The 20,897-nt window shown below is 68.0% G+C and carries 17 protein-coding genes; 9 read left to right on the top strand and 8 right to left on the bottom strand.

Annotation, left to right across the window (positions count from 1 at the left end; translation table 11 throughout):
* The first annotated feature begins 53 nt into the window (after window positions 1-53).
* The 8 genes from hemF (at window position 54) to NX784_RS10880 (ending at window position 9,445) form a co-directional block, all read left to right on the top strand.
* Window positions 54-965 carry an oxygen-dependent coproporphyrinogen oxidase gene (gene hemF, locus NX784_RS10915; RefSeq protein WP_258816674.1) on the top strand — a complete coding sequence of 304 codons (912 nt, stop codon included), beginning with the start codon at window positions 54-56 and terminating at the stop codon, window positions 963-965.
* Window positions 962-1,621: a nicotinate-nucleotide adenylyltransferase gene (locus tag NX784_RS10910; protein WP_258816673.1), complete on the top strand. Its 660-nt coding sequence runs from the start codon at window positions 962-964 to the stop codon at window positions 1,619-1,621. Before hemF ends, NX784_RS10910 begins: the two co-directional genes overlap by 4 nt.
* Complete coding sequence (rsfS, locus tag NX784_RS10905) at window positions 1,621-2,307, top strand: ribosome silencing factor (RefSeq protein ID WP_258816672.1); 687 nt, start codon at window positions 1,621-1,623, stop codon at window positions 2,305-2,307. Before NX784_RS10910 ends, rsfS begins: the two co-directional genes overlap by 1 nt.
* 6 nt (window positions 2,308-2,313) lie before the next feature.
* Window positions 2,314-2,784, top strand: a complete 471-nt coding sequence (rlmH, locus tag NX784_RS10900; RefSeq protein WP_258816671.1) for a 23S rRNA (pseudouridine(1915)-N(3))-methyltransferase RlmH — start codon at window positions 2,314-2,316, stop codon at window positions 2,782-2,784.
* A gap of 4 nt (window positions 2,785-2,788) precedes the next feature.
* On the top strand, window positions 2,789-3,409 hold the full coding sequence (locus tag NX784_RS10895) for a Maf family protein (RefSeq protein ID WP_258816670.1): 621 nt from the start codon (window positions 2,789-2,791) through the stop codon (window positions 3,407-3,409).
* Between the two features lie 126 nt (window positions 3,410-3,535).
* On the top strand, window positions 3,536-5,011 hold the full coding sequence (gene rng, locus NX784_RS10890) for a ribonuclease G (RefSeq protein WP_258816669.1): 1,476 nt from the start codon (window positions 3,536-3,538) through the stop codon (window positions 5,009-5,011).
* 86 nt (window positions 5,012-5,097) lie between these two features.
* A complete protein-coding gene (galA, locus tag NX784_RS10885; RefSeq protein WP_258816668.1) occupies window positions 5,098-7,950 on the top strand; it encodes a beta-galactosidase GalA in 2,853 nt (950 codons plus the stop codon).
* 391 nt (window positions 7,951-8,341) lie between these two features.
* Complete coding sequence (locus NX784_RS10880; RefSeq protein WP_258816667.1) at window positions 8,342-9,445, top strand: glycosyltransferase family 9 protein; 1,104 nt, start codon at window positions 8,342-8,344, stop codon at window positions 9,443-9,445.
* Between the two features lie 140 nt (window positions 9,446-9,585).
* On the opposite strand, the gene NX784_RS10875 is transcribed toward NX784_RS10880, so the two are convergent.
* The 7 genes from NX784_RS10875 to NX784_RS10845 form a co-directional block, all read right to left on the bottom strand.
* Window positions 9,586-10,398: an ABC transporter substrate-binding protein gene (locus NX784_RS10875; RefSeq protein WP_258816666.1), complete on the bottom strand. Its 813-nt coding sequence runs from the start codon at window positions 10,396-10,398 to the stop codon at window positions 9,586-9,588.
* A gap of 19 nt (window positions 10,399-10,417) precedes the next feature.
* Window positions 10,418-11,149: an energy-coupling factor ABC transporter ATP-binding protein gene (locus NX784_RS10870; protein WP_258816665.1), complete on the bottom strand. Its 732-nt coding sequence runs from the start codon at window positions 11,147-11,149 to the stop codon at window positions 10,418-10,420.
* The gene (locus NX784_RS10865; RefSeq protein ID WP_258816664.1) at window positions 11,146-11,856 is read right to left on the bottom strand and encodes an ABC transporter permease; all 711 of its coding nucleotides are present in this window, start codon (window positions 11,854-11,856) and stop codon (window positions 11,146-11,148) included. Before NX784_RS10865 ends, NX784_RS10870 begins: the two co-directional genes overlap by 4 nt.
* A gap of 9 nt (window positions 11,857-11,865) precedes the next feature.
* Complete coding sequence (locus NX784_RS10860) at window positions 11,866-12,732, bottom strand: formate dehydrogenase accessory sulfurtransferase FdhD (protein WP_258816663.1); 867 nt, start codon at window positions 12,730-12,732, stop codon at window positions 11,866-11,868.
* Window positions 12,729-15,530 (bottom strand): formate dehydrogenase subunit alpha, encoded by a 2,802-nt coding sequence (fdhF, locus tag NX784_RS10855; RefSeq protein ID WP_258816662.1) that lies wholly within the window; start codon window positions 15,528-15,530, stop codon window positions 12,729-12,731. Before fdhF ends, NX784_RS10860 begins: the two co-directional genes overlap by 4 nt.
* Window positions 15,527-17,230 (bottom strand): NADH-ubiquinone oxidoreductase-F iron-sulfur binding region domain-containing protein, encoded by a 1,704-nt coding sequence (locus tag NX784_RS10850; protein WP_258816661.1) that lies wholly within the window; start codon window positions 17,228-17,230, stop codon window positions 15,527-15,529. Before NX784_RS10850 ends, fdhF begins: the two co-directional genes overlap by 4 nt.
* 85 nt (window positions 17,231-17,315) lie before the next feature.
* Complete coding sequence (locus NX784_RS10845) at window positions 17,316-18,992, bottom strand: OFA family MFS transporter (RefSeq protein ID WP_258816660.1); 1,677 nt, start codon at window positions 18,990-18,992, stop codon at window positions 17,316-17,318.
* A 133-nt stretch (window positions 18,993-19,125) separates the two neighbouring features.
* Between NX784_RS10845 and NX784_RS10840 the strand changes: the two genes are divergently transcribed.
* A complete protein-coding gene (locus tag NX784_RS10840; RefSeq protein WP_258816659.1) occupies window positions 19,126-20,610 on the top strand; it encodes a class I adenylate-forming enzyme family protein in 1,485 nt (494 codons plus the stop codon).
* On the opposite strand, the gene NX784_RS10835 is transcribed toward NX784_RS10840, so the two are convergent.
* Window positions 20,611-20,847, bottom strand: a complete 237-nt coding sequence (locus tag NX784_RS10835) for a hypothetical protein (protein WP_258816658.1) — start codon at window positions 20,845-20,847, stop codon at window positions 20,611-20,613.
* Between the last annotated feature and the right edge of the window lie 50 nt (window positions 20,848-20,897).

The following is a 20,897-nucleotide window of genomic DNA, read 5'->3' as shown; positions in this document are numbered from 1 at the left end:
ATCAGTGTACAATCTCCCGTTCGCTTATTTCTCTCACATTTCCACAGTTCAACATGAGCACCCCGAATCCCGCCGCCATCAAGACGTGGCTGCTCGACCTGCAGGCGCGCATCGTGCAGGCGCTGGAAGACGTCGACGGCAAGTCCTTCCTGCGCGATACGTGGGAGCGGGCCGAGGGCGGCGGCGGCGTATCGCGCCTCGTCGAGGGTGGCAATGTGATCGAACGGGGCGGCGTGAACTTCTCGCACGTGCGCGGCGCGAGCCTGCCGCCGTCGGCGATGGCCGCACGGCCGGAGCTCGCCGGCCGCGCCTGGGAAGCGATGGGCGTGTCGCTCGTGCTGCACCCGCACAATCCGTATGCGCCCACCGTGCACATGAACGTGCGGTTTTTCGAGGCGACGGCGGACGGCAAGGATCCGGTCTGGTGGTTCGGCGGCGGCATGGACCTCACCCCTTATTATGGTGACGAAGCCGACGCGCGCCATTTCCACCAGGTCTGCCACGACGCCGTGGCGCCGTTCGGCGCCGAGCTGCATCCGCGCTTCAAGCGCTGGTGCGACGATTATTTCTACCTGAAGCACCGCAAGGAAGCGCGTGGCGTCGGCGGCATCTTCTTCGACGACTTCAACGAACTGGGGTTCGACCGGTCGTACGCCATGATGCAAAGCGTGGGCAACGGCTTCCTCGACGCCTATCTGCCGATCCTGAGAGCGCGCAAGGACCAGCCGTACGGCGAGCGCGAACGCGATTTCCAGGCCTACCGGCGCGGACGCTACGTCGAGTTCAACCTCGTGTGGGACCGCGGCACGCTGTTCGGCCTGCAGTCGGGCGGACGCACGGAGGCGATCCTGATGTCGATGCCGCCGGTCGTCACCTGGCGCTACGACTGGCATCCGGAGCCGGGCAGCCCGGAAGCGAAGCTGTACGCCGACTTCCTGCCGCACCGGGACTGGCTCGCCACGTGACGTCCTGCATCGCCCTGCTGGGCGGCAGTTTCGATCCGCCGCACTACGGCCACGTCGCATTGGCCGAGCTGTTCGCGCGCCTGCTGCGGCCGGACGAGCTGCGCGTGCTGCCCGCCGGCCAGCCGTGGCAGAAAAAGAATGGCCTGGAAGCGGGCGACGCCGACCGCGTGGCCATGCTGAAGCTGGCCTTCGCGAACAGCACGGCGCCCGTGACGATCGATACCCGCGAGATCGACCGCCACGGCACCACGTACACGGTCGAGACCTTGCGCGACGTGCGCGCGGAAGCCGGGCCCGACGCGTCCATCGTGTTCGTGATGGGCGCGGACCAGTTGCAGAAGCTGGACACGTGGCGCGACTGGCGCGAGCTGTTCGCGCTCGCCAATTTCGGCGTCGCCGCCCGCCCCGGCTACCGGCTCGACGATGCCGCGCTGCCGCCGGCCGTGGCGGCCGAACTGGCGCTGCGGCGGGCGTCGTTCGACGACGTGCGCGCGAGCAGCGCCGGCAAAGTCTGCCTGGCACACACGCTGGCCGTCGACATCTCGGCCACGCAGGTACGTGCTGCGTTGCACGCGACGCCCCGTACTGACATAAGCGCGCGCCTTGCGCCGCAAGTGCTAGACTATATTCAACAACATAACTTGTACAAAAACTAATGGATATCAAGAAACTGCAAACGCTCGTCGTCGACGCCCTCGAAGACGTCAAGGGCCAGGAAATCGTCCTGTTCGACACGACGCACCTGACCAGCCTGTTCGACCGCATCGCGGTCGTGTCGGGCACGTCGAACCGCCAGACGAAGGCGCTGGCCGCCTCGGTGCGCGACAAGGTCAAGGAAGCAGGCGGCGACGTGGTCGGGCTGGAAGGCGAAGACACGGGTGAATGGGTCCTCGTCGACCTGGGCGACATGATCGTGCACATCATGCAGCCGGCCATCCGCCAGTACTACCGTCTCGAAGAAATCTGGGGCGACAAGCCCGTGAAGCTGGGCGCCGCCAAGCGCAAGTCGACGACGGAAGGCCAGGAAGCGGCCGCGCCGAAATCGAAGTCGAAGCACCTCGCCGCGAACCAGGAACAGGAAGACGCGAAGCCGGTGCGCGAGCGCAAGCCGGCGGCCAAGAAGTCGACCGATGCGAAACCGGCCGCCAAGAAGCCTGCGGCCAAGAAGATCCCGACGGGCGCCACCGTGAAGGTCGCCGTATCGAAGACGGCCGCCGCAGATGCGAAGGCCGCCAAGGCAGCGAAAGCCGCCGCCGCACCGAAGCGCGCGACGAAGGCCGCCGCCGAGGGCGCCGCACCGGCCAAGAAAGTCATCCGCCGCGTCAAGAAAGCCGAAGAATAAGCTGCGATGCAGTTGATCATCGCCGCGGTCGGTCACAAGATGCCGGCCTGGATCGAGACGGGCTTCGCGGAATACGCGAAGCGCATGCCGCCCGAGCTGCGCATCGTGCTCAAGGAGATCAAGCCCGTCGAACGGTCCGGCAGCAAGACGGCCGCCACCGCGATGGCGCTCGAGCGCGAGCGCATCGAGGCCGTGCTGCCCAAGGGCGCGCGCATCATCGCCCTGGACGAGCGCGGCAAGGATCTGACGAGCGTCGGCCTGTCGCAGCAACTGGAAGCGTGGCAGCAGGACGGGCGCGATTGCGCCTTCCTGATCGGCGGGGCCGATGGCCTCGATCCGGAACTCAAGGCCCGTGCCGACGGTCTGATCCGCATCTCCAGCATGACGCTTCCGCACGGTATCGTGCGCGTGATGCTGGCGGAACAGTTATATCGTGCATGGTCAATCACCCAGAATCATCCCTACCATCGAGTGTGACCCGATGAAAGCGCTCGACAAGAAAATCTACCTCGCCTCCAAGAGCCCGCGCCGCCGCGAACTGCTGCGCCAGGTCGGCATCGATTTCGACATCCTCAGTCTCCGCGCCGACCCGGTCCGCGGCATCGACGTCAGCGAAGACGCGTACGCGAACGAACCGGCACAGGCCTACGTCGCCCGCGTGGCGCGCGAAAAGGGCGCGTTCGCGTGGAACGTGCTGCACCTGCGCCGCATGCCGCTGCGTCCCGTGCTGTCGGCCGACACGACCGTCACCCTCGACGGCGAGATCCTCGGCAAGCCGAACGATCCCAAGGAAGCGTATGCGATGCTGGAACGCCTGTCGGGCCGCACGCACCAGGTGCTGACGTCGGTCGCGCTGCACTTCACGGACGTGTTCGAGCAGGTGACGCAGGTGTCGGACGTGCGCTTCGCCAAGCTGACCCCGGCCGCCATCCGCGCGTATTGCGCGACGCCCGAGCCTTACGACAAGGCCGGTGCCTACGGCATCCAGGGCCTGGCCGCGCTGTTCATCGAGCATATCGAGGGCAGCCATTCCGGCATCATGGGCTTGCCCGTGTACGAGACGGCGCAGCTGCTGCAAAAGGCCGGCGTCACCATCCTCTGATCTTCCGTGTGTTGAACGCGTGGACGGGAAACCCGTCCACCCTGCCGTAGGGTGGACCATGCGGCCACCCGCCATGCAAGCCGCCGTGTATGATGTGGTTCTGGACAACAACGAATACCCGGCCACATGACTGAAGACATCCTGATCAACATCACCCCCCAGGAAACGCGCGTCGCGCTGGTGGTTCAGGGTGCCGTCCAGGAACTGCACATCGAGCGCACGCTCACCCGTGGCCTCGCCGGCAACGTCTATTTGGGCAAGGTCGTGCGGGTACTCCCAGGCATGCAGTCGGCCTTCATCGACATCGGCCTCGAACGGGCCGCCTTCCTGCACGTGGCCGACATCTGGGAAGCGAGGCCGCACGACGGCGCCAACGGCAGCAGCAGCGCGCCGCCCACGCCCATCGAGAAAATCCTGTTCGACGGCCAGGTGCTGACGGTGCAGGTGATCAAGGACCCGATCGGCACGAAAGGCGCGCGCCTGTCCACGCAGATCTCCATCGCCGGGCGCATGCTCGTCTACCTGCCGCAGGACAAGCACATCGGCATCTCGCAGAAGATCGAGAAAGAGGCCGAGCGCGAAGCCTTGCGCGCGCGCGTCACGGGCCTGTTGCCGCCGGACGAGAACGGCGGCTACATCGTCCGTACGCAGGCCGAGGACTCTTCCGACGCCGACCTCGCCGCCGACATCGACTACCTGCGCAAGACGTGGGGCGCCATTACGAAGGGCGCACGCACGCGGCCCGCGACGAGCCTCTTGTACCAGGACCTGAGCCTCGCGCAACGCGTCCTGCGCGACTTCGTGCACGACGAGACGGCCGCGATCCTCGTCGACTCGCGCGAGAACTATGTCAAACTCGTCGAATTCGCGCAGGTGTACACGCCCAGCGTGCTGTCGCGCCTGCAGCACTACACGGGCGAGCGCCCGCTGTTCGATTTGTATGGCGTCGAAGAAGAGATCCTGCGCGCGCTGGGACGGCGCGTCGACCTGAAGTCCGGCGGCTACCTGATCGTCGACCAGACCGAGGCGATGACGACGATCGACGTGAACACGGGCGGCTTCGTCGGCGGGCGCAACTTCGCCGACACGATCTTCAAGACGAACCTGGAAGCGGCGCACGCCATCGCGCGCCAGCTGCGGCTGCGCAACCTGGGCGGCATCATCATCCTCGACTTCATCGACATGGAGAACAACGAGCACCGCAACGCCGTGCTGGCGGAGCTCAAGAAGACCCTGTCGCGCGACCGCACGAAGGTGTCCGTCAGCGGCTTCTCCGCGCTGGGCCTCGTCGAGATGACGAGGAAGCGCACGCGCGAATCGCTGGCCCACATCCTGTGCGAACCCTGCCCCGCCTGCGGCGGCAAGGGACAAGTCAAGACGAGCCGGACGATCTGCTACGAGATCCTGCGCGAACTGCTGCGCGAGGCCAAGCAGTTCAATCCGCGCGAATTCCGCATCGTCGCATCGCAGGAAGTGATCGACCTGTTCCTCGAGGAAGAGTCGCAGCACCTGGCCATGCTGGGCGACTTCATCGGCAAGAGGATTTCGCTGCAGGTCGAGCGCGGGTATCACCAGGAACAGTACGACGTGATCCTCATGTAACACCGCGTGCCGGTTACGGGAAATCGTAATCGGCATCGGCGGTTTTATGGTCGACAGGCGGCGCCGCACTTGATAGTGTGACGGCCATGCCTAACAGACGCAACTTCCTCAAGAGCGCCGGCGCGCTCGCCACGACCTCCATTTTCGGCCAATCCGCGGCGTACGCGTCCACTGCACGCGCACGCGCCGCGACCGTGCCCGGGCGCACGGTCGTCTCGCTCAACAAGGGCTGGCGCTTCCACGAAGGCGACATCGCCTTCCCCGTCATCCGCGGCCATGGCTGGACCTACGCCAATGCGAAGGCCGGCAGCGCCAGCGGCGCGGCCGCACCGGGCTTCGACGATTCCGAATGGACCAACGTCGTGCTTCCGCACGATTTCGCCAGCGCGCAGCTGCCCGAGCAGGACGCCAACGTGTCGCAGGGCTACCGCAAGCGCGGCATCGGCTGGTACCGCACCCTCATCCGGCTCGACGAGGCCGACCACGGCAAGCACATCGAACTGCAGCTGGACGGCATCTCGACCCTCGCCACCGTCTGGTTCAACGGCACGCAGGTCGCGCATGTGTGGAGCGGCTACAACTCCGTCTACATCGACCTGACGCCGTTCGCCACGTACGGCGACGCGCTCAACTCGCTCGTGATCCGCGCCGACGCGGACACGATGCAGGGCTGGTGGTACGAAGGCGCCGGCATCTACCGCAACACGTGGCTCGTCAAGCGCGAGCAGGTGCACATCGTCACGGACGGCGTGTTCGCCCATCCGGTCTTCGCCGACGGCCAGTGGACCATTCCGCTCGAAGTCACGCTGTACAACATCCGCAAGGGCTCGCAGCGCGTGCAGGTCGAGAGCGTGCTGATCGATGCGGACGGCAAGTCCGTCGCCGCGTTCACGTCCCCGGCCGACGTCGGCGTGCTGGCGCACCAGGTCGTCACCGGCACCTTGCGCGTGGCAACGCCCAAGCTGTGGAGCCTCGAAGAACGCAATCTGTACAGCGTGCGCACCCGCGTGCTCCAGGACGGCAAGCTGCTGGACGAAGTCACGACCCGCTGTGGTTTCCGCACCCAGCGCTTCGATCCGGAGCACGGTTTCTTCCTGAACGACCGCCACGTCAAGCTGCAAGGCGTGTGCATCCACCAGGACCATGCCGGCGTGGGCGTCGCGGTGCCGTACGGCCTGCTCGACTACCGCATGCGCCGGCTGAAGGAACTCGGCGTCAACGCCATCCGCTGCTCGCACAATGCCCAGGACAAGCGCTTCTACGAGCTGTGCGACGAGCTGGGCTTCCTCGTGATGGACGAGAACCGCGTGTTCAACCCGTCGCCGGAACACGTCGACGAGCTCACCTGGCTCGTGCGCTGCCACCGCAACCACCCGTCCATCATCCTGTGGTCGGTGTTCAACGAAGAGCCGATCCAGGGCACGGAACAGGGCTACGAGATGGTGCGGCGCATGGTCGCCGCCGTGCGCGCGCTCGATACGTCGCGCCCCACCACGGCCGCGATGAACACGGGCCAGTTCGAGCCCGCCAATGCCGGACAGGCCGTCGACGTCGTCGGCTTCAACTACCAATACCAGGCCTACGACGCGTTCCACCAGGCCTTCCCGACCGTACCGATCACGTCGTCCGAAGACACCTCGGCCTACCAGACGCGCGGCGAGTACGTGACCGTGCCCGAGAAGCACATCTTCGCCGGGTACGACGACGATGCGTCGTCCTGGGGCTCGACGCACCGGGTCGGCTGGAAAGCCATCGCCGAGCGCCCGTTCGTGGCCGGGGCATTCGTGTGGACCGGCTTCGACTACCACGGCGAACCCTCCCCGTATGAATGGCCGTCGAATTCCTCGTTCTTCGGCATCATGGACTTGTGCGGCTTCGCCAAGGACGCGTTCTGGCTGCACCAGGCGCAGTGGCGCAAGGAACCCGTGCTGCGCCTGGCGCCGCACTGGAACTGGGCCGGCAAGGAAGGCCAGGCGATCACTGTGATGGCGTTCCACAACATGGACGAAGTCGAGGTGTTCCTGAACGGCCGCTCGCAGGGCCGCCAGAAGGGCGACATCTACGAAATGAACCGCTGGCAGGTGCCGTACGCGCCCGGCACGCTCGCCGCGGTCGGCTACCGCGGCGGCAAGGTCGTCAAGCGGTTCGAGGTCGAGACCACCGGCGCGCCCGTCACGCTCAAGCTCACCCCGGACCGCGCGTTCCTGCGCGGCGACGGCCTCGATGCGCAACCCATCCAGGTCGAGGCGCTCGATGCGAAGGGCCGCCACGTGCCGCTGGCGCAGCACCAGCTCGTGTTCACGATCGAAGGCGGCGACATCATCGGCCTGGGCAACGGCAATCCGAACGACATCAGCAGCGAGAAGGGCAACACGCGCGCGCTGTTCAACGGGCTGGCCCAGGTGATCGTGCAGACCCGCGAACGCACGTCGGGCCGCCTCCGGCTCGGCGCCAGCGCGCCCGGCCTCAAGAGCGCCGTGCTCGACGTCGAGGTGCGTGCAGCCCAGCCGTGGGCCTACCAGGCCACGTCGGAACCGGTGCAGGGCCTCGACGGCTGGCGCTCCTCCCCGCTCAGCGCGGCCCCGATCGACCCGAATGTGCGCCCCGCCGGCACCGACATGAATTCCTGGGGCTGGGTCACGCCCGGCGCCGGTGCCAAACCGGCCGAACGGACCGGCTACGTGCTGTATGCCACCGACGCCTGGGCCTTCGCGCGCGTGCGCAAGCACGGCGGCACCCTGGAATTCGTCGAGGTGACGGGCCCGTGCCAGGTCTTCATCGACGGCAAGAAGGCCGGCGAAAAGACCACGGCCGCGCCGGCGCCGCTGCGCATCCCGTTCCCGGCCGGCGACAAGCGCTTCCACCTGAGCGTGCTGTGCCCCGTGACAGCGGGCCAGCCGCACGGCCTGAGCGGCGTCGTGCGCCTGTTGTCGGCGTGATCACGGCGGCCGGCGCTCCGGCGGCCGACGCTCCGGTCGGCGTGCATCAACGCCGGCATCATCCGGACGCCCGCCCGATCGCGTAAAATCCTGTCCTCAGTGCCGACAAGGCACCACGCCGATGTCACCGCCACGACTGGGCATGTCATCCTGTCCAGTTCTGTTGCTCGCGCAGGACAAAGCACCCGAAAATATGGCTTGGGGCAACGCTATCGCCCGGTTTGGACTACAATTCGAGACAATTTGTTGAAGATTTTCGAGAGTTGGCGGTAGCGCACACCGACACCAGGCCTCCGGTGCGCGGCCAGCCGACCGGTTAGCGCTGCTGATCGCAGACTCATCCACCGCTGGCGGCGTCGGACAACAACTGGCAGGCGACCCGTAAGAGACAATGAACCTACCCCTCATTCCTTCCAATCTCCTCAGGAAATCGGACAAGATCCTGTTCATCGCCCATCTGGCGTTGGGCGACTACACGTATTTGCAGAACTGCTTCGAGGCGTTCGCGCGCGCGTACCCGCACCTGAAGCTGCACCTGTGGGTGGACGAGGTCCGTCGCACGAGCGACGCCTCGCAGTGGCCGCACCTGAAGAAGAACGTCCTGTACGACTGGCTCGACGCCTGCGACTTCATCGACAAGGTCTACAAGCAGAACTACTCGCCCGAGCTGTTCCGCCAGTCGATCGGTGAAGCGCAGCGCGAGCATTATCCGATCGTCGTCTCGCTGGGCACCCTGCGTCCACACTTCTACGCCAATCTCGCGCGCGAGATCAGCCCGGACGGCTTCGTGTTCGGCCTGAAGAAGCCGCTGGGCCTGTTCGGCCTGCACCACTGGTTCAGCTACCGCAAGCTGGACGCGAGCCTCGACCCGGACGCCGCCGACCGCGCCACCGCGCCGCACATCAGCGACGTGCACGCGGACTGGTTCCGCCAGCTGGCCGGCGTCGACATCCCGCCCGCGGCGCGCATCCCGTTCGTGCACATCCCCGAGCAATTCGTCGAGGGTGCCAAGGCGCGCCTGCATGAATGGGGGTTCGACAACCGCCAGGGCAAGCTCGTGTTCATCAACCCGTTCGCCAAGACGCGCAAGCGCTGCTGGCCCGTCGAGCGCGTGGCCGAGCTGATCGAAACGATGCGCGCGCAGCCGGAATGGCGCGATGCCTGCTTCATCGTCAACGCGGTGCCGCAGGAAGTCGACAACGTGAAGGCGATGCTGGGCCGCCGCCAGCTCGACCGCACGGAACTGTTCAGCGCAAACGAAAACTTCTTCCAGCTGCCCGCGATGCTGGCCCAGTGCGACCTGATCGTGTCGGTGGAAACGGCCGTGATGCACCTGGCGAACGCCGTCGGCGTGCCGGTCGTCGCGCTGATGCGCCAGAAGACGCCGGAATGGGCGCCCGTCGACAAGGCCAACAGCACCGTCATCACGGCCGTGCAGCGCCATGATTGGGTCAACGCGATTCCCGTCGATGCGGTGATGCACGCGCTGGCGTGACCACGACCGGCGTGATCCGACAGGGGCCGCAATCGCGGCCCTTTGCTTTTCGTTGGACGCGTGGACGGGGAACCCGTCCACCCTACCGTAGGGTGGACGGCTCTGCCGTCCACGCGTTCAACCGGCGCATGGACGACCGCTCACTGCTTCACGTCCGGGAAGAAGAGCTGCTCCCCCGCCGGCTTGAACGACGCGATCCGCGCCTGCCCTTCCGGCGACGTGATCCAGTCGATCAGCGCCTTCGCGCCGCGGTAGTTGATGCCCTTGTGCTTCTCCGGATTCACCGCGATGATCCCGTACGGATTGAACATGCGCTTGTCGCCCTCGACGAGGATCGCGAGTCCCGTCTTGGCCTTGTACGCGCCGTACGTCGCGCGGTCCGTCAGCGTGTACGCGTTCAACTCCGCCGCCATGTTCAACACCTCGCCCATCCCGAGGCCGGCCGACACGTAGTTGCCGCCGGCCGGCTTGACGCCCGCTTGCTGCCAATAGCCCTTCTCCATCACGTCCGTGCCGGAGTTGTCGCCGCGCGAGATGAACTTCACGTTCGCCGCCGCGATCTTCTTAAAGGCCGCGATGACGTCGCGGCCGCCTTTCACGCCCGCCGGGTCGCTCGTGGGTCCCGCGACGATGAAGTCGTTGTACATGACGTCGTGGCGGTCGATGCCCCAGCCCTCCGCGACGAATTTATCCTCCAGCTTGCGCGCGTGGACGAGCGTGACGTCGACGTCGCCGTTCTTGCCCAACTCCAGCGCCTTGCCGGTGCCCACGGAGATCACGTCGACCTTGATGCCCGTCTTCGCCTCGAACGCGGGCAGCAGATAGCCCAGCAGGCCCGAGTTCTCCGTGCTCGTGGTAGTCGACAGGCGCAGCACCTTGTCGGACTGCGCGTGCGCGTACGGCGCAGCAAAGGCGAGCGTCGCGATGAGGGCGAGGATGGAACGACGGTGCATGGGTGTCTCCTTGTTGTGATCAGCGGTGTTCGAGGTGGCCGTCGCGCAGCTTCAGGCGCTGCACGCCGGGCAGGTTGATCAGGTCGCGGTCGTGGCAGGCGATGACGACGCTGCTGCCCGCATCGACCATCGTCGGGATCAGCGCGAGCACCTGTTCGCGCGCGGCGCCGTCGAGGTTCGCCGTCGGCTCGTCCAGCAGCAGCAGGCGCGGTTGCAGCACCCTCGCGCGCGCCAGCGCCACACGCTGCTTTTCGCCGCCGGACAGTTTGGCCGGATCGGTGTCGGCGAGGTGCGCCACCCCGGCCCAGGCCATCGCCTCCTCGACGATCGCTTCCACGGCTATCGGCGCGAAACCGCGCACGACGAGGCCGTACCCGATGTTGTCGGCGACGCTCGTCGAGAACAGGATCGGATGCTGGTGCACGTAGACGATGGCCCGGCGCAGCGCACGCGGGTACGGGTGCACGCGCAGGACGTCTTCGCCGGCGAAGCGCAGGCTGTCGATCTCGGCCCGTTCCAGCCCGCCCAGCACGCGCAGCAAGGTGCTCTTGCCGGCGCCGTTCATCCCCGTCAGCACGTAGGCGCTGTGCGTCGCGATCTCGAGCACGTCGATGTCGAAGAGCAGCCGGTCGCCGTGGCGCTTGCGCAGGCCGCGCACGCCCAGCAAGGCCTTGCGGCGCTCGTCGCGCTGCGGCGCGTCCGCGTTCTCGACCACGGCCGCCGTGATCTGCGAGTGGATGACTATGCTCATGCGCGCTCCCGCACTGTGTGCGCGTCGCCCTGCAGCAGCATCAGCGCGCCGTTCATCAGCAGGGCAACCGTGACGAGCACGATGCCGAGCGCGATGCCCTGCGCGAACTCGCCCTTGCTCGTCTCCAGCGCGATCGCCGTCGTGATCGTGCGCGTCTCCCCTTCGATATTCCCGCCCACCATCAGTGCGCAGCCCACTTCCGAGATCACGCGGCCGAAGCCGGACAAGACGGCCGCCATCACGCCGAAGCGCGCCTCGTGCAGCACGCGCACCATCACCTGCATGGGCGACGCGCCCAGCGCGATCGCCGTCTCCGCATAGCGCGGATCGAGACCCTGCACGGCGGCCAGCGTGAACGCGAGCAGCACCGGCAGCGCGACGATGCACTGCCCGAACACGATGCCGGACTGCGAGAACAGCCAGTGCAGTCCGCCCAGCGGCCCGTGGCGCGACAGCAGCAGGTACAGCAAAAGGCCGATCAGGACGGTCGGCAGCGACAGTGCCGCCTGCGCGAGCCAGATGACGATGCGCCGCCCGGCGAAGCGACGCATGGCGACGACGTAACCGATCAGGATCGCGGGCGGCGTGGCCAGCAGCAGGCCCACGATGCTCGTCTTCAGGGACACCCACACGATGCGCCACAGGTCCGGGTCGCCCGTGAACAGCAGCGCGAAGGCGCGCGCGACGGCATCCGCAATATCGCTCATGGGCTGACGTCAGGCGGTGCGCAGGGTGCGCGCCGTCTCCAGGGCGGCAAGCCACTCGGGCTCGAACACGAGGCGCTCCTCGCCGGACAGCAGCAGGAAGTGGTGGCCGCTGCAGCGCGCCAGCAGCGACATGCCGACCTGCTCCGCCACCGCATGCCCCATCTGCGTCGTGCCGGAGCGCGACAGCAGGAACGGGATGCCCATCTGCGCGCCCTTGATGACCATTTCGGACGTCAGCCGCCCCGTCGTATAAAACACCTTGTCGGCACCCTCGACGCCTTCCAGCCACATCAGGCCCGCGATGGCGTCGACCGCGTTGTGGCGACCCACGTCCTCGATGAACCACAGCAGGTCGCCCTCGTTCGTGAACAGCGCGCAGCCGTGCACGGAGCCGGCCTGCTTGTAGACGGATTGCTGCGTGCGCACCGTCTCGACGATGCGGTGCACGACGGACTGGCGCAGGCGCGCGTCCGGCGGCAGCACGATGCGGTCGACCTCGTCCATCAACCCGCCGAACACGGAGCCTTGGCCGCATCCGGTCGTGACGACCTTCTTCGCCGTGCGCTCCTCGACGTCGGCGATGCCGCCGCGCGTGACAACGGCGACCGCATCGACGGACCAGTCGACCTGCACGGACACGATGTCCTCGAGCGAGCGCACGAGACGCTGGTTGCGCAGGTAGCCCAAGGTGAGCGCTTCCGGCGCCGCGCCCAGGGTCATCAGGGTGACGAGTTCGCGCTTGTCGACGTAGACCGTCAGCGGCCGCTCGGCCGGGATGTGCAAGGTCTCGCGGCGTCCGCGCTCGTCGATGGCCGTCACGGGATGCGTGAGGCCGGCGCTGGCCTGCGAGAGCGTTGGACGATAGGAAGAGGTCATGCCTGCGATTGTGCCACGGGGTCCAGAATCTGGCCGCCACCGTAGGAACCCTGGCCTGCGACGTGCCCGCCCACCTGCACGCGGACGGCGCAGTACTTGAATTCCGGGATCTTGCCGAACGGGTCCAGCGCCGCATTCGTCAGCCGGTTGATCGCCGCCTCGTAGTAGCAGAATGGGACGAACACGGCGCCGCGCGGCGTGCCGTCGTCGGCGCGGGCGTATAGCGCCACCTCGCCGCGGCGCGACGCGATCGTGATCACGTCGCCCGGCCGGCCACCCAGCGCTTCCAGGTCGAGCGGATGCACGAGCGCGACGGGGTCCGGCTCCAGCGCATCGAGCACGCCGGCGCGGCGCGTCATGCTGCCCGTGTGCCAGTGCTCGAGCTGGCGTCCCGTGATCAGCACGACGGGGTACTCGGCATCGGGCCGCTCGTCGGCCGGGATGATGTCGGCCGGGACGAAGCGCGCGCGGCCGCTTTCGCGCGGGAACGCCTGCGTGAAGACGACGGGCTCGCCCGGATCGCCCTCCGCGCGGCACGGATACGTGACGGCGCCGTCGCGCTCCAGGCGGTCCCACGTGATGCCGGCGATGCTGGGCATCAGCTTGCGCATCTCGTCGAACACGGCGGCCGGGCCGTCGTACTTCCACGGCAGCCCGAGCCGGCGCGCGACCTGCTGGATGATCCACAGGTCCTGGCGCGCGTCGCCCGGCGGGTTCAACGCCTGGCGGCCCAGCTGCACGACGCGGTCGGTGTTCGTGAAGCTCCCGGTCTTTTCGGCGAAGCTCGACGCGGGCAGGATCACGTCGGCCAGGTACGCCGTCTCGGTGAGGAAGATGTCCTGCACGACGAGGTGCTGGAGCGCTGCCAGCGCTTCGCGCGCGTGGTTCGCGTCCGGGTCGGACATCGCGGGGTTCTCGCCCATGATGTACATGCCCTTGATACCATCTGCCAGGATGTCGTCCATGATCTCGACGACCGTCAGGCCGGGCTTCCCGTCAAGCGCCCTGCCCCACGCTGCTTCGAACTTCGCCTGCGCCTCCGGTTCGTCGACGCGCCGGTAGTCCGGATACATCATGGGGATGAGGCCCGCGTCCGACGCGCCCTGCACGTTGTTCTGGCCCCGCAGCGGATGCAGGCCCGTGCCGGGACGGCCGATCTGGCCCGTCATCAGCGCGAGCGCGATCAGGCAGCGCGCATTGTCCGTGCCGTGCACGTGCTGCGAGATGCCCATGCCCCATAAAATCATCGCGCCCTTGGCCGTCGCATACAGCCGCGCCACGTAGCGGATCGTTTCGGCATCGATGCCGCAGATCGGCGCCATCGCTTCCGGGCTGTAGTTCGCCACGTTCGCGGCCAGCGCGTCGTAGCCGCTCGTGCGGTCGGCGATGAATGCGGGGTCGACGAGGCCTTCCTCGACGATCGTGTGCATCATCGCGTTCAGCAGCGCGACGTCCGTGTCGGGCTTGAACTGCAGGAAGCGGTGCGCGTGCCGCGCGAGGTCGGAGCGGCGCGGGTCCGCGACGATCAGCTTCACGCCGGTGCGCACCGCGTTCTTGATCCACGTGGCGGCGACGGGGTGGTTGACGGTCGGGTTGGCGCCGATGACGATGACGACCTCCGCCCGCGTCACGTCCATCACGGGGTTCGACACGGCGCCCGAGCCGATCCCTTCCAGCAGCGCGGCGACGGACGACGCGTGGCACAGCCGCGTGCAATGGTCGACGTTGTTGCTGCCGAAGCCCGTGCGCACGAGCTTCTGGAACAAGTAGGCCTCTTCGTTGCTGCCCTTCGCGGAACCGAAGCCCGCGAGCGCCCGCCCGCCGTGCGCGTCGCGGATGCGCGCGAGGCCGCCGCCGGCAGCTTCCAGCGCTTCCTCCCACGTCGCTTCGCGGAACACGTCCAGCACGCGCTCCGGGTCCATCGTGAAATCGCCCCGCTTCGGCACGCCTTCTCTTCGGATCAGCGGCACCGTCAGACGCTGCGGATGGTGTGCGTAGTCGTAGCCGTAGCGGCCCTTCACGCACAGGCGGCCGTGGTTCGCGGGACCGTCGCGGCCTTCCACACGGACGATACGGTTGTCCTTCACGTGGTACGTCAGCTGGCAGCCCACGCCGCAATACGGGCAGACGGAATCGACCTGCTTGTCCGGCACCGTGAGCGCCGCGCCGCGTGCCGGCGCCAGCGCGCCCGTCGGGCAGGCTTGCACGCATTCGCCGCAGGCCACGCACGTCGAGGCGCCCATCGGGTCGCCCTGGTCGAACACGATGCGCGCGTTCTCGCCGCGGCCCGCCAGGCCGATGACGTCGTTGACCTGCTCGTCGCGGCAGGCGCGCACGCAGCGCGTGCACTGGATGCAGGCGTCGAGGTTCACTTCGATGGCCGCATGGCTCGGGTCAGGCGCCGGCACCGCGCGCGTGGCGGGAAAGCGGGACGCGCCCACGCCGAGTTTTCCGGCCCACTGCGCGACCTCGTCGTCGCGCGTACGGGCCGTGGCAGGCAGGTCGGACAGCAGCAGTTCCAGCACCATCTTGCGGGCGGCGACGGCGCGCTCGCTGTCCGTGCGCACCTTCATGCCGGGCGCCGGATGGCGGCAGCACGACGGGGCCAACGTACGTTCGCCATCGACTTCGACGACGCACGCACGGCAGTTACCGGCCGGCTCCAGGCCATCCTTGTGGCACAGGTGCGGCAGGTCGATGCCGGCGCGCGCGGCCGCATCGAACAGCGTGTCGAACGGTTGGGCCTCGACGGCACGGCCGTCGATCTCGAAAGTCACGGTGGGCACGTTCGCATTCATGATGCCTCCAGCTCGTGCGGGAAATATTTGATGACGCAGTCGAACGGGTTCGGTGCGGCCTGGCCCAGTCCGCAGATCGACGCGTCGCGCATCACCTGCGACAGCTCGGCCAGCAGCGCCGTGTCCCACACGTCCCGTTCCATCAGCGCGACGGCCTTCGCGGTGCCGGCGCGGCACGGCGTGCACTGGCCGCACGATTCTTCGCGGAAGAAGCGCAAGGTGTTCAACGCGGCGGCGCGCGCGGTGTCGCGGTCGGACAGCACGACGACGGCGGCCGAGCCGATGAAGCAGCCGTAGCGCTGCAAGGTGTCGAAATCGAGCGGGACGTCGGCCAGCGACGCGGGCAGGATGCCGCCCGATGCGCCGCCCGGCAGGTAGGCGTAGAACGTGTGCCCGTCCTGCATGCCGCCGCAGTATTCGTCGAGGAGTTCGCGCATCGTGATGCCGGCCGGCGCCAGCTTCACGCCCGGCTCGCGCACGCGGCCGGACACGGAAAACGAATGGAACCCGCGCCGTCCGCGCCGGCCCCGGTTCGTGAACCATTCGGCGCCCCGCTCGAGGATGTCGCGCACCCAATGCAGGGTTTCCAGGTTGTGTTCCAAGGTGGGCCGGCCGAACAGGCCCACTTGCGCCAGGTACGGCGGGCGCAGGCGCGGCATGCCGCGCTTGCCCTCGATCGATTCGATCATCGCCGACTCTTCGCCGCAGATGTAGGCGCCGGCGCCGCGGCGCAGGACGATCTCAGGCATGTCCGACACCGGCGGATCGGCGCGCAGCCGGTCGAGTTCCGTCTGCAGCATCGCGCGCAGGCCGTGGTATTCGTCGCGCAGGTACAGGTAGATCGTCTCGATGCCCACGGCCCAGGCGGCGACGAGCGCGCCTTCCAGGAAGCGGTGAGGGTCGCGTTCGAGGTAGTGGCGGTCCTTGAACGTACCCGGTTCGCCTTCGTCGATGTTGACGGCCATGAGGCGTGGCCCCGGCTCGTGCTTGACGATGCGCCACTTGCGCCCGGCCGGAAAGCCCGCGCCGCCCAGGCCGCGCAGGCCTGATGCCATCAACGTGACGATCACGCTCTCCGGGTCGAAGCGCCCTGCCCTGCAGGCGCGCAGCAGGCGGTAGCCGCTGGCGGCGCGGTAGGCGTCGTAATCGATATGACCTTCGTGACGATCGGTCGTCGCACGCTCGACCACGGCGGCCCGCACCGTGTCCGCACTCGCTGCCGTGACGGGACGCTGGCCCACGAGTGCCGCGGGCGCCCCGTCGCAACGGCCGATGCACGGCGCGGCCAGCACGCGCACGTCGGCGCCGAGGATCGCGGGCAGCCGGTCCAGCAGGTCGCGCGCGCCGGCCAGCTCGCACGACAGGCCCGCGCACACGCGCACGGTGAGCGCGGGCGGGGCGTCCTCGCCGTCGCGCAATACGTCGAAGTGATGGTAGAACGTCGCGACCTCGTAGACTTCGGACTGCGCCAGCTTCAGCTCCTGGGCGAGCGCGGCCAGGTGCGCGGCGGACAGCGCGCCAAAGCGGTCCTGGATGGCGTGCAGGTGCTCGATGAGGAGGTCACGCCGACGGGGCGCGTCGCCAAGCGCGGCCTGCACGTCGGCGAGGGCCTGCGGGTCGACGCGCCTTCCCTTCGGCGCCTCGCGCTTGCGCTGGCGGCTCGGGCCTTGCGAGGCGATGGGGATGACGGGGTGGTTCATGGTCGATCCTCAATTACATAAATGACCGGTCATGCGTGTGCCGGTTGAACGCGTGGACACAGGGTGCGCACGCGTCCGCTGCACGTCACTGGAACAACACGATGGCCTTCTGCAGCGTGATCCACACACCGATCAGCAGCGGCACGCCGACGACGGCCCAGGCCAGCGCCGCGACGAGCGGATTCACGCTCGCCACCGGCACCGCCACGGCAGCGCCGCCGGCGATCCCGGCCACGCCCGGCACGCTCGCGGGCGCGCGTCCGGCCGCGCCGTCGCGCTCGTGCGCCAGGCGTTTTTCTTCCGCCAGTTCCTGCTCGCTCATGAAGTGGCGCGCGGCCACCGGGCGCACCACCAGGTTGCACAGGAAGCCCAGCACCAGCAGGCCCGCCAGCACGTACATCACCGTATCATACGCCTGCGCCTTCGGTACGCCATGGGCGATCTGGTACTCGCGGATGTAATTGATGAGGCTCGTACCGACCACGCCGGCTGCAGCCCACGCGGTCAGCAGGCGGCCGTGGATCGCGCCCACCATCTGCGTGCCGAACAGGTCGGCCAGGTAGGCGGGCACGGTCGAGAAACCGCCGCCGTACATCGACAGAACGATGCAGAAGAACGCGACGAACAGCGCGAGATGGCCGCCGTGCGCCAGCGTGGGAATCGATGCGTACAGCACGAAGCCCAGCACGAGGAACACGAAATACGTGGCCTTGCGCCCGATGTAGTCCGAGCACGACGCCCACGCGAAGCGGCCGCCGATATTGAAGAGCGACAGCAGGCCCGTGAAGCTCGCCGCGATGGTGGCGATCTGCGCCTTCTGCGCGGCCGTCAGCTCGTTGAACGATGCCGCCACGCCGATCAGGCGGCCGCCGAACACTTCCTGCAGCAGCGGCGACGCCATCGCCAGGATGCCGATGCCGGCCGACACGTTCAGGAACAGCACGAGCCACACGAGCCAGAATTGCGGAATGCCCCACACGCGCTTCACGTGCACGTGGCGGTCGGTGATCATCGCGTTCGCGCCCTTGGCGGCCGGCGGCGTCCAGCCTTCCGGCGTCCAGCCCGAGGCGGGCACGCGGTACGACAGCGCGCCGCCCATCATGAAGACGAAATAGATGGCGGCCAGCGCGAGAAACGTCTCCCACACGCCCACCGAGGTGGCGGTGGCGAAGTGCTTCATGAGGCGGTCGGCCAGCGGCGCGCCGATCATCGCGCCGCCGCCGAAGCCCATGATGGCCATGCCGGTCGCCATGCCGCGCCGGTCCGGGAACCATTTGATCAACGTGGACACGGGCGAGATATAGCCGAGCCCCAGGCCGATGCCGCCGATGACGCCCGAGCCGAGCCACATCAGCCAGATCTGGTGCGTGTAGATGCCCAGCGCGGAGATCACGAGGCCGCCGCACCAGCACAGCGCCGAGACGACGCCCGCCTTGCGCGGTCCGGCATGCTCGAGCCAGCCGCCGAACAGCGCGGTCGACAGGCCCAGGAACACGAAGAACAGGGTGAACATCCAGCCCAGCATCGAGATCTTCCAGTCGCACGTGGTCGCCGTGATTTCGGCCAGGAAATCCATGCCGGCCGGGCAGGCAAGCGATTCCTTGATGCCGATCGCCTTCGACAGCGGTAGCCAGAACACGGAGAAGCCGTAGGCCATCCCGATGCACAGGTGGATCGCGAGCGCGGCGGGCGGCACGAGCCAGCGATTGAAACCGGGCTGTGCCACGGTGTGTTCCTTGTCCAGCATATCGAGTAATGCCATGTTCCCTCCGTGTCGTTGGTTTTTTCAGAATGTATATTTCTGGAAACATTTACAGCAGCGCGAGCGTAACACGAGTGGACGAACGCATCCATATTTACAGCGGGTACGCGGCTGCCCGGTTATCATCGCGGCCATGATCGAACTCTCTTGCATCGACGCGATCGCGCGCACGGCGGCCGCGCGCACGCCCGACGCGCCGGCCCTCGTCGACGGCGGCCGCACGCTGACCTTCCGCGACCTGGCACACCTCGTCGACCGCCGCGCCGGCCAGCTACGCGCGCGCGGCGTGCGTCCGGGCGACCGCGTGCTGCTGGCCAGCGAGAATTGCGCGGACCAGATCGCCCTGATCTTCGCCGCGTCCACCATCGGCGCGTGGATCGTCAACGTGAACCCCCGGCTGACGGCGCCCGAGCTGGACGCGATCCGCGACCACGCCGGCGCCCGCATCGCGCTGTACACGGCGGCCGTGTCGGCGGAAGCGGAGGCGCACGCGGCCCGGGTCGGTGCAACGTTCGACGACGGCCTGATGGTGGGCCCGCTGAACGAGGCCTGCGAGCCGGAACGGGACGACGGCGTCGCGGCCCTCGTCTACACGACGGGCACGACGGGCAAGCCGAAAGGCGTGATGCTGAGCCACCGCAGCCTGCTGTTCGTGGCCGCCGTCTCGAGCCGGCTGCGGGGCCTGACCCCGGCCGACCGCGCGTGGGGCGTGCTGCCGATCTCGCACGTGTACGGTCTCACGTCCGTGATGCTGGGCACGCTCAGCGCGGGCGCCTGCCTGCACCTGGCGCCCCGCTTCACGCCCGAGGCCATGCTGGCGGCCATCCGCGACGACGGCCTGTCCATCGTGCAGGGCGTGCCCGCGATGTATGCGCGGCTGCTGGAGCACGTGGGCGACACGGCCCCGCTGGCGTCCCATCTGCGCTTCGCGTACGCGGGCGGCTCGCCGCTCGATCCCGCGCTGAAGGCGGCCGTCGAGCGCCTGCTGCAAGTGCCGCTGCACAACGGCTACGGCCTGTCGGAGGCGGCGCCCACCGTCAGCCAGACGCGGCTCGACGCGCCGCGCACCGACACGTCCGTCGGGCAACCGATTCCCGGCGTGGAAGCGCGCGTCGTCGACAACGACGGACGCGACGTGGCCGACGGCACACCGGGTGAGCTGTGGGTGCGCGGACCGAACCTGATGCGGGGCTATTACCGCGACCCGCAGGCGACGGCCGCGGCGCTGCGTCCCGGCGGCTGGCTGAACACGGGCGACATGGCGACCATCGGTCCTGACGGCGCGCTGTTCATCGTCGGCCGCACGAAGGAATTGATCCTCCGCTCGGGTTTCAACGTGTTCCCGCTGGAAGTGGAGACGGTGCTGAATGCGCACCCGGGCGTGACGCAGTCGGCCGTCGTGGGCCGTTTTGTCGCCGACGGCAACGAGGAAGTGATCGCCTACGTCCAGCCCGACCCGCGCCGTGCGCCGGCCGAGGCCGAACTGCGCGCGTGGACGGCCGCGCGGCTGGCGCCGTACAAGCGGCCGGCCCGCATCGTGATGTTGGACGCGCTGCCCGCCGCCGCGAACGGCAAGGTGCTCAAGCACGTACTCAAGGACATGGCCGCGCGGCTGTAGTCACCTGCGCCGCTTCTTCCAGTCGTAGCCCGGCCCCGTCACGTCGACGCCCGGATGCCCGACGACGTCCGGATGCTCGGAACACATCGTCACGAAGCGCACGCCCTCGCCTTCGCGCTGGCGCCGCCGCAGGTCTTCCATGAAGCGCATCGCGTCCACCATCGCCGTCGTCGCGAACGGCTGCGCATGCGGGGTATGACTGCCCGCCTCCTCCATCGTCCAGTACACCATGTACATGTCGGTTCCTCCTGGCCGCATCGTGTGGGCGCGCGCGTGGGCTGTCAAGC

Source organism: Massilia pinisoli, assembly GCF_024753285.1.
In the GTDB taxonomy this organism is placed as follows: Bacteria; Pseudomonadota; Gammaproteobacteria; order Burkholderiales; family Burkholderiaceae_D; genus Telluria; species Telluria pinisoli.
This window is presented reverse-complemented; position numbering and strand designations above follow the sequence as displayed.

Bases quoted from the DNA above. Each gene is read 5' to 3' on its own strand.
- fdhF (WP_258816662.1), bottom strand. From the start codon at position 15,530: ATGAATGCGAACGTGCCCACCGTGACTTTCGAGATCGACGGCCGTGCC.
- NX784_RS10875 (WP_258816666.1), bottom strand. From the start codon at position 10,398: ATGCACCGTCGTTCCATCCTCGCCCTCATCGCGACGCTCGCCTTTGCT.
- NX784_RS10835 (WP_258816658.1), bottom strand. From the start codon at position 20,847: ATGTACATGGTGTACTGGACGATGGAGGAGGCGGGCAGTCATACCCCG.
- NX784_RS10895 (WP_258816670.1), top strand. From the start codon at position 2,789: ATGAAAGCGCTCGACAAGAAAATCTACCTCGCCTCCAAGAGCCCGCGC.
- NX784_RS10850 (WP_258816661.1), bottom strand. From the start codon at position 17,230: ATGAACCACCCCGTCATCCCCATCGCCTCGCAAGGCCCGAGCCGCCAG.
- rng (WP_258816669.1), top strand. From the start codon at position 3,536: ATGACTGAAGACATCCTGATCAACATCACCCCCCAGGAAACGCGCGTC.
- NX784_RS10870 (WP_258816665.1), bottom strand. From the start codon at position 11,149: ATGAGCATAGTCATCCACTCGCAGATCACGGCGGCCGTGGTCGAGAAC.
- NX784_RS10840 (WP_258816659.1), top strand. From the start codon at position 19,126: ATGATCGAACTCTCTTGCATCGACGCGATCGCGCGCACGGCGGCCGCG.
- NX784_RS10865 (WP_258816664.1), bottom strand. From the start codon at position 11,856: ATGAGCGATATTGCGGATGCCGTCGCGCGCGCCTTCGCGCTGCTGTTC.
- NX784_RS10860 (WP_258816663.1), bottom strand. From the start codon at position 12,732: ATGACCTCTTCCTATCGTCCAACGCTCTCGCAGGCCAGCGCCGGCCTC.
- galA (WP_258816668.1), top strand. From the start codon at position 5,098: ATGCCTAACAGACGCAACTTCCTCAAGAGCGCCGGCGCGCTCGCCACG.
- rsfS (WP_258816672.1), top strand. From the start codon at position 1,621: ATGGATATCAAGAAACTGCAAACGCTCGTCGTCGACGCCCTCGAAGAC.
- hemF (WP_258816674.1), top strand. From the start codon at position 54: ATGAGCACCCCGAATCCCGCCGCCATCAAGACGTGGCTGCTCGACCTG.
- rlmH (WP_258816671.1), top strand. From the start codon at position 2,314: ATGCAGTTGATCATCGCCGCGGTCGGTCACAAGATGCCGGCCTGGATC.
- NX784_RS10845 (WP_258816660.1), bottom strand. From the start codon at position 18,992: ATGGCATTACTCGATATGCTGGACAAGGAACACACCGTGGCACAGCCC.
- NX784_RS10880 (WP_258816667.1), top strand. From the start codon at position 8,342: ATGAACCTACCCCTCATTCCTTCCAATCTCCTCAGGAAATCGGACAAG.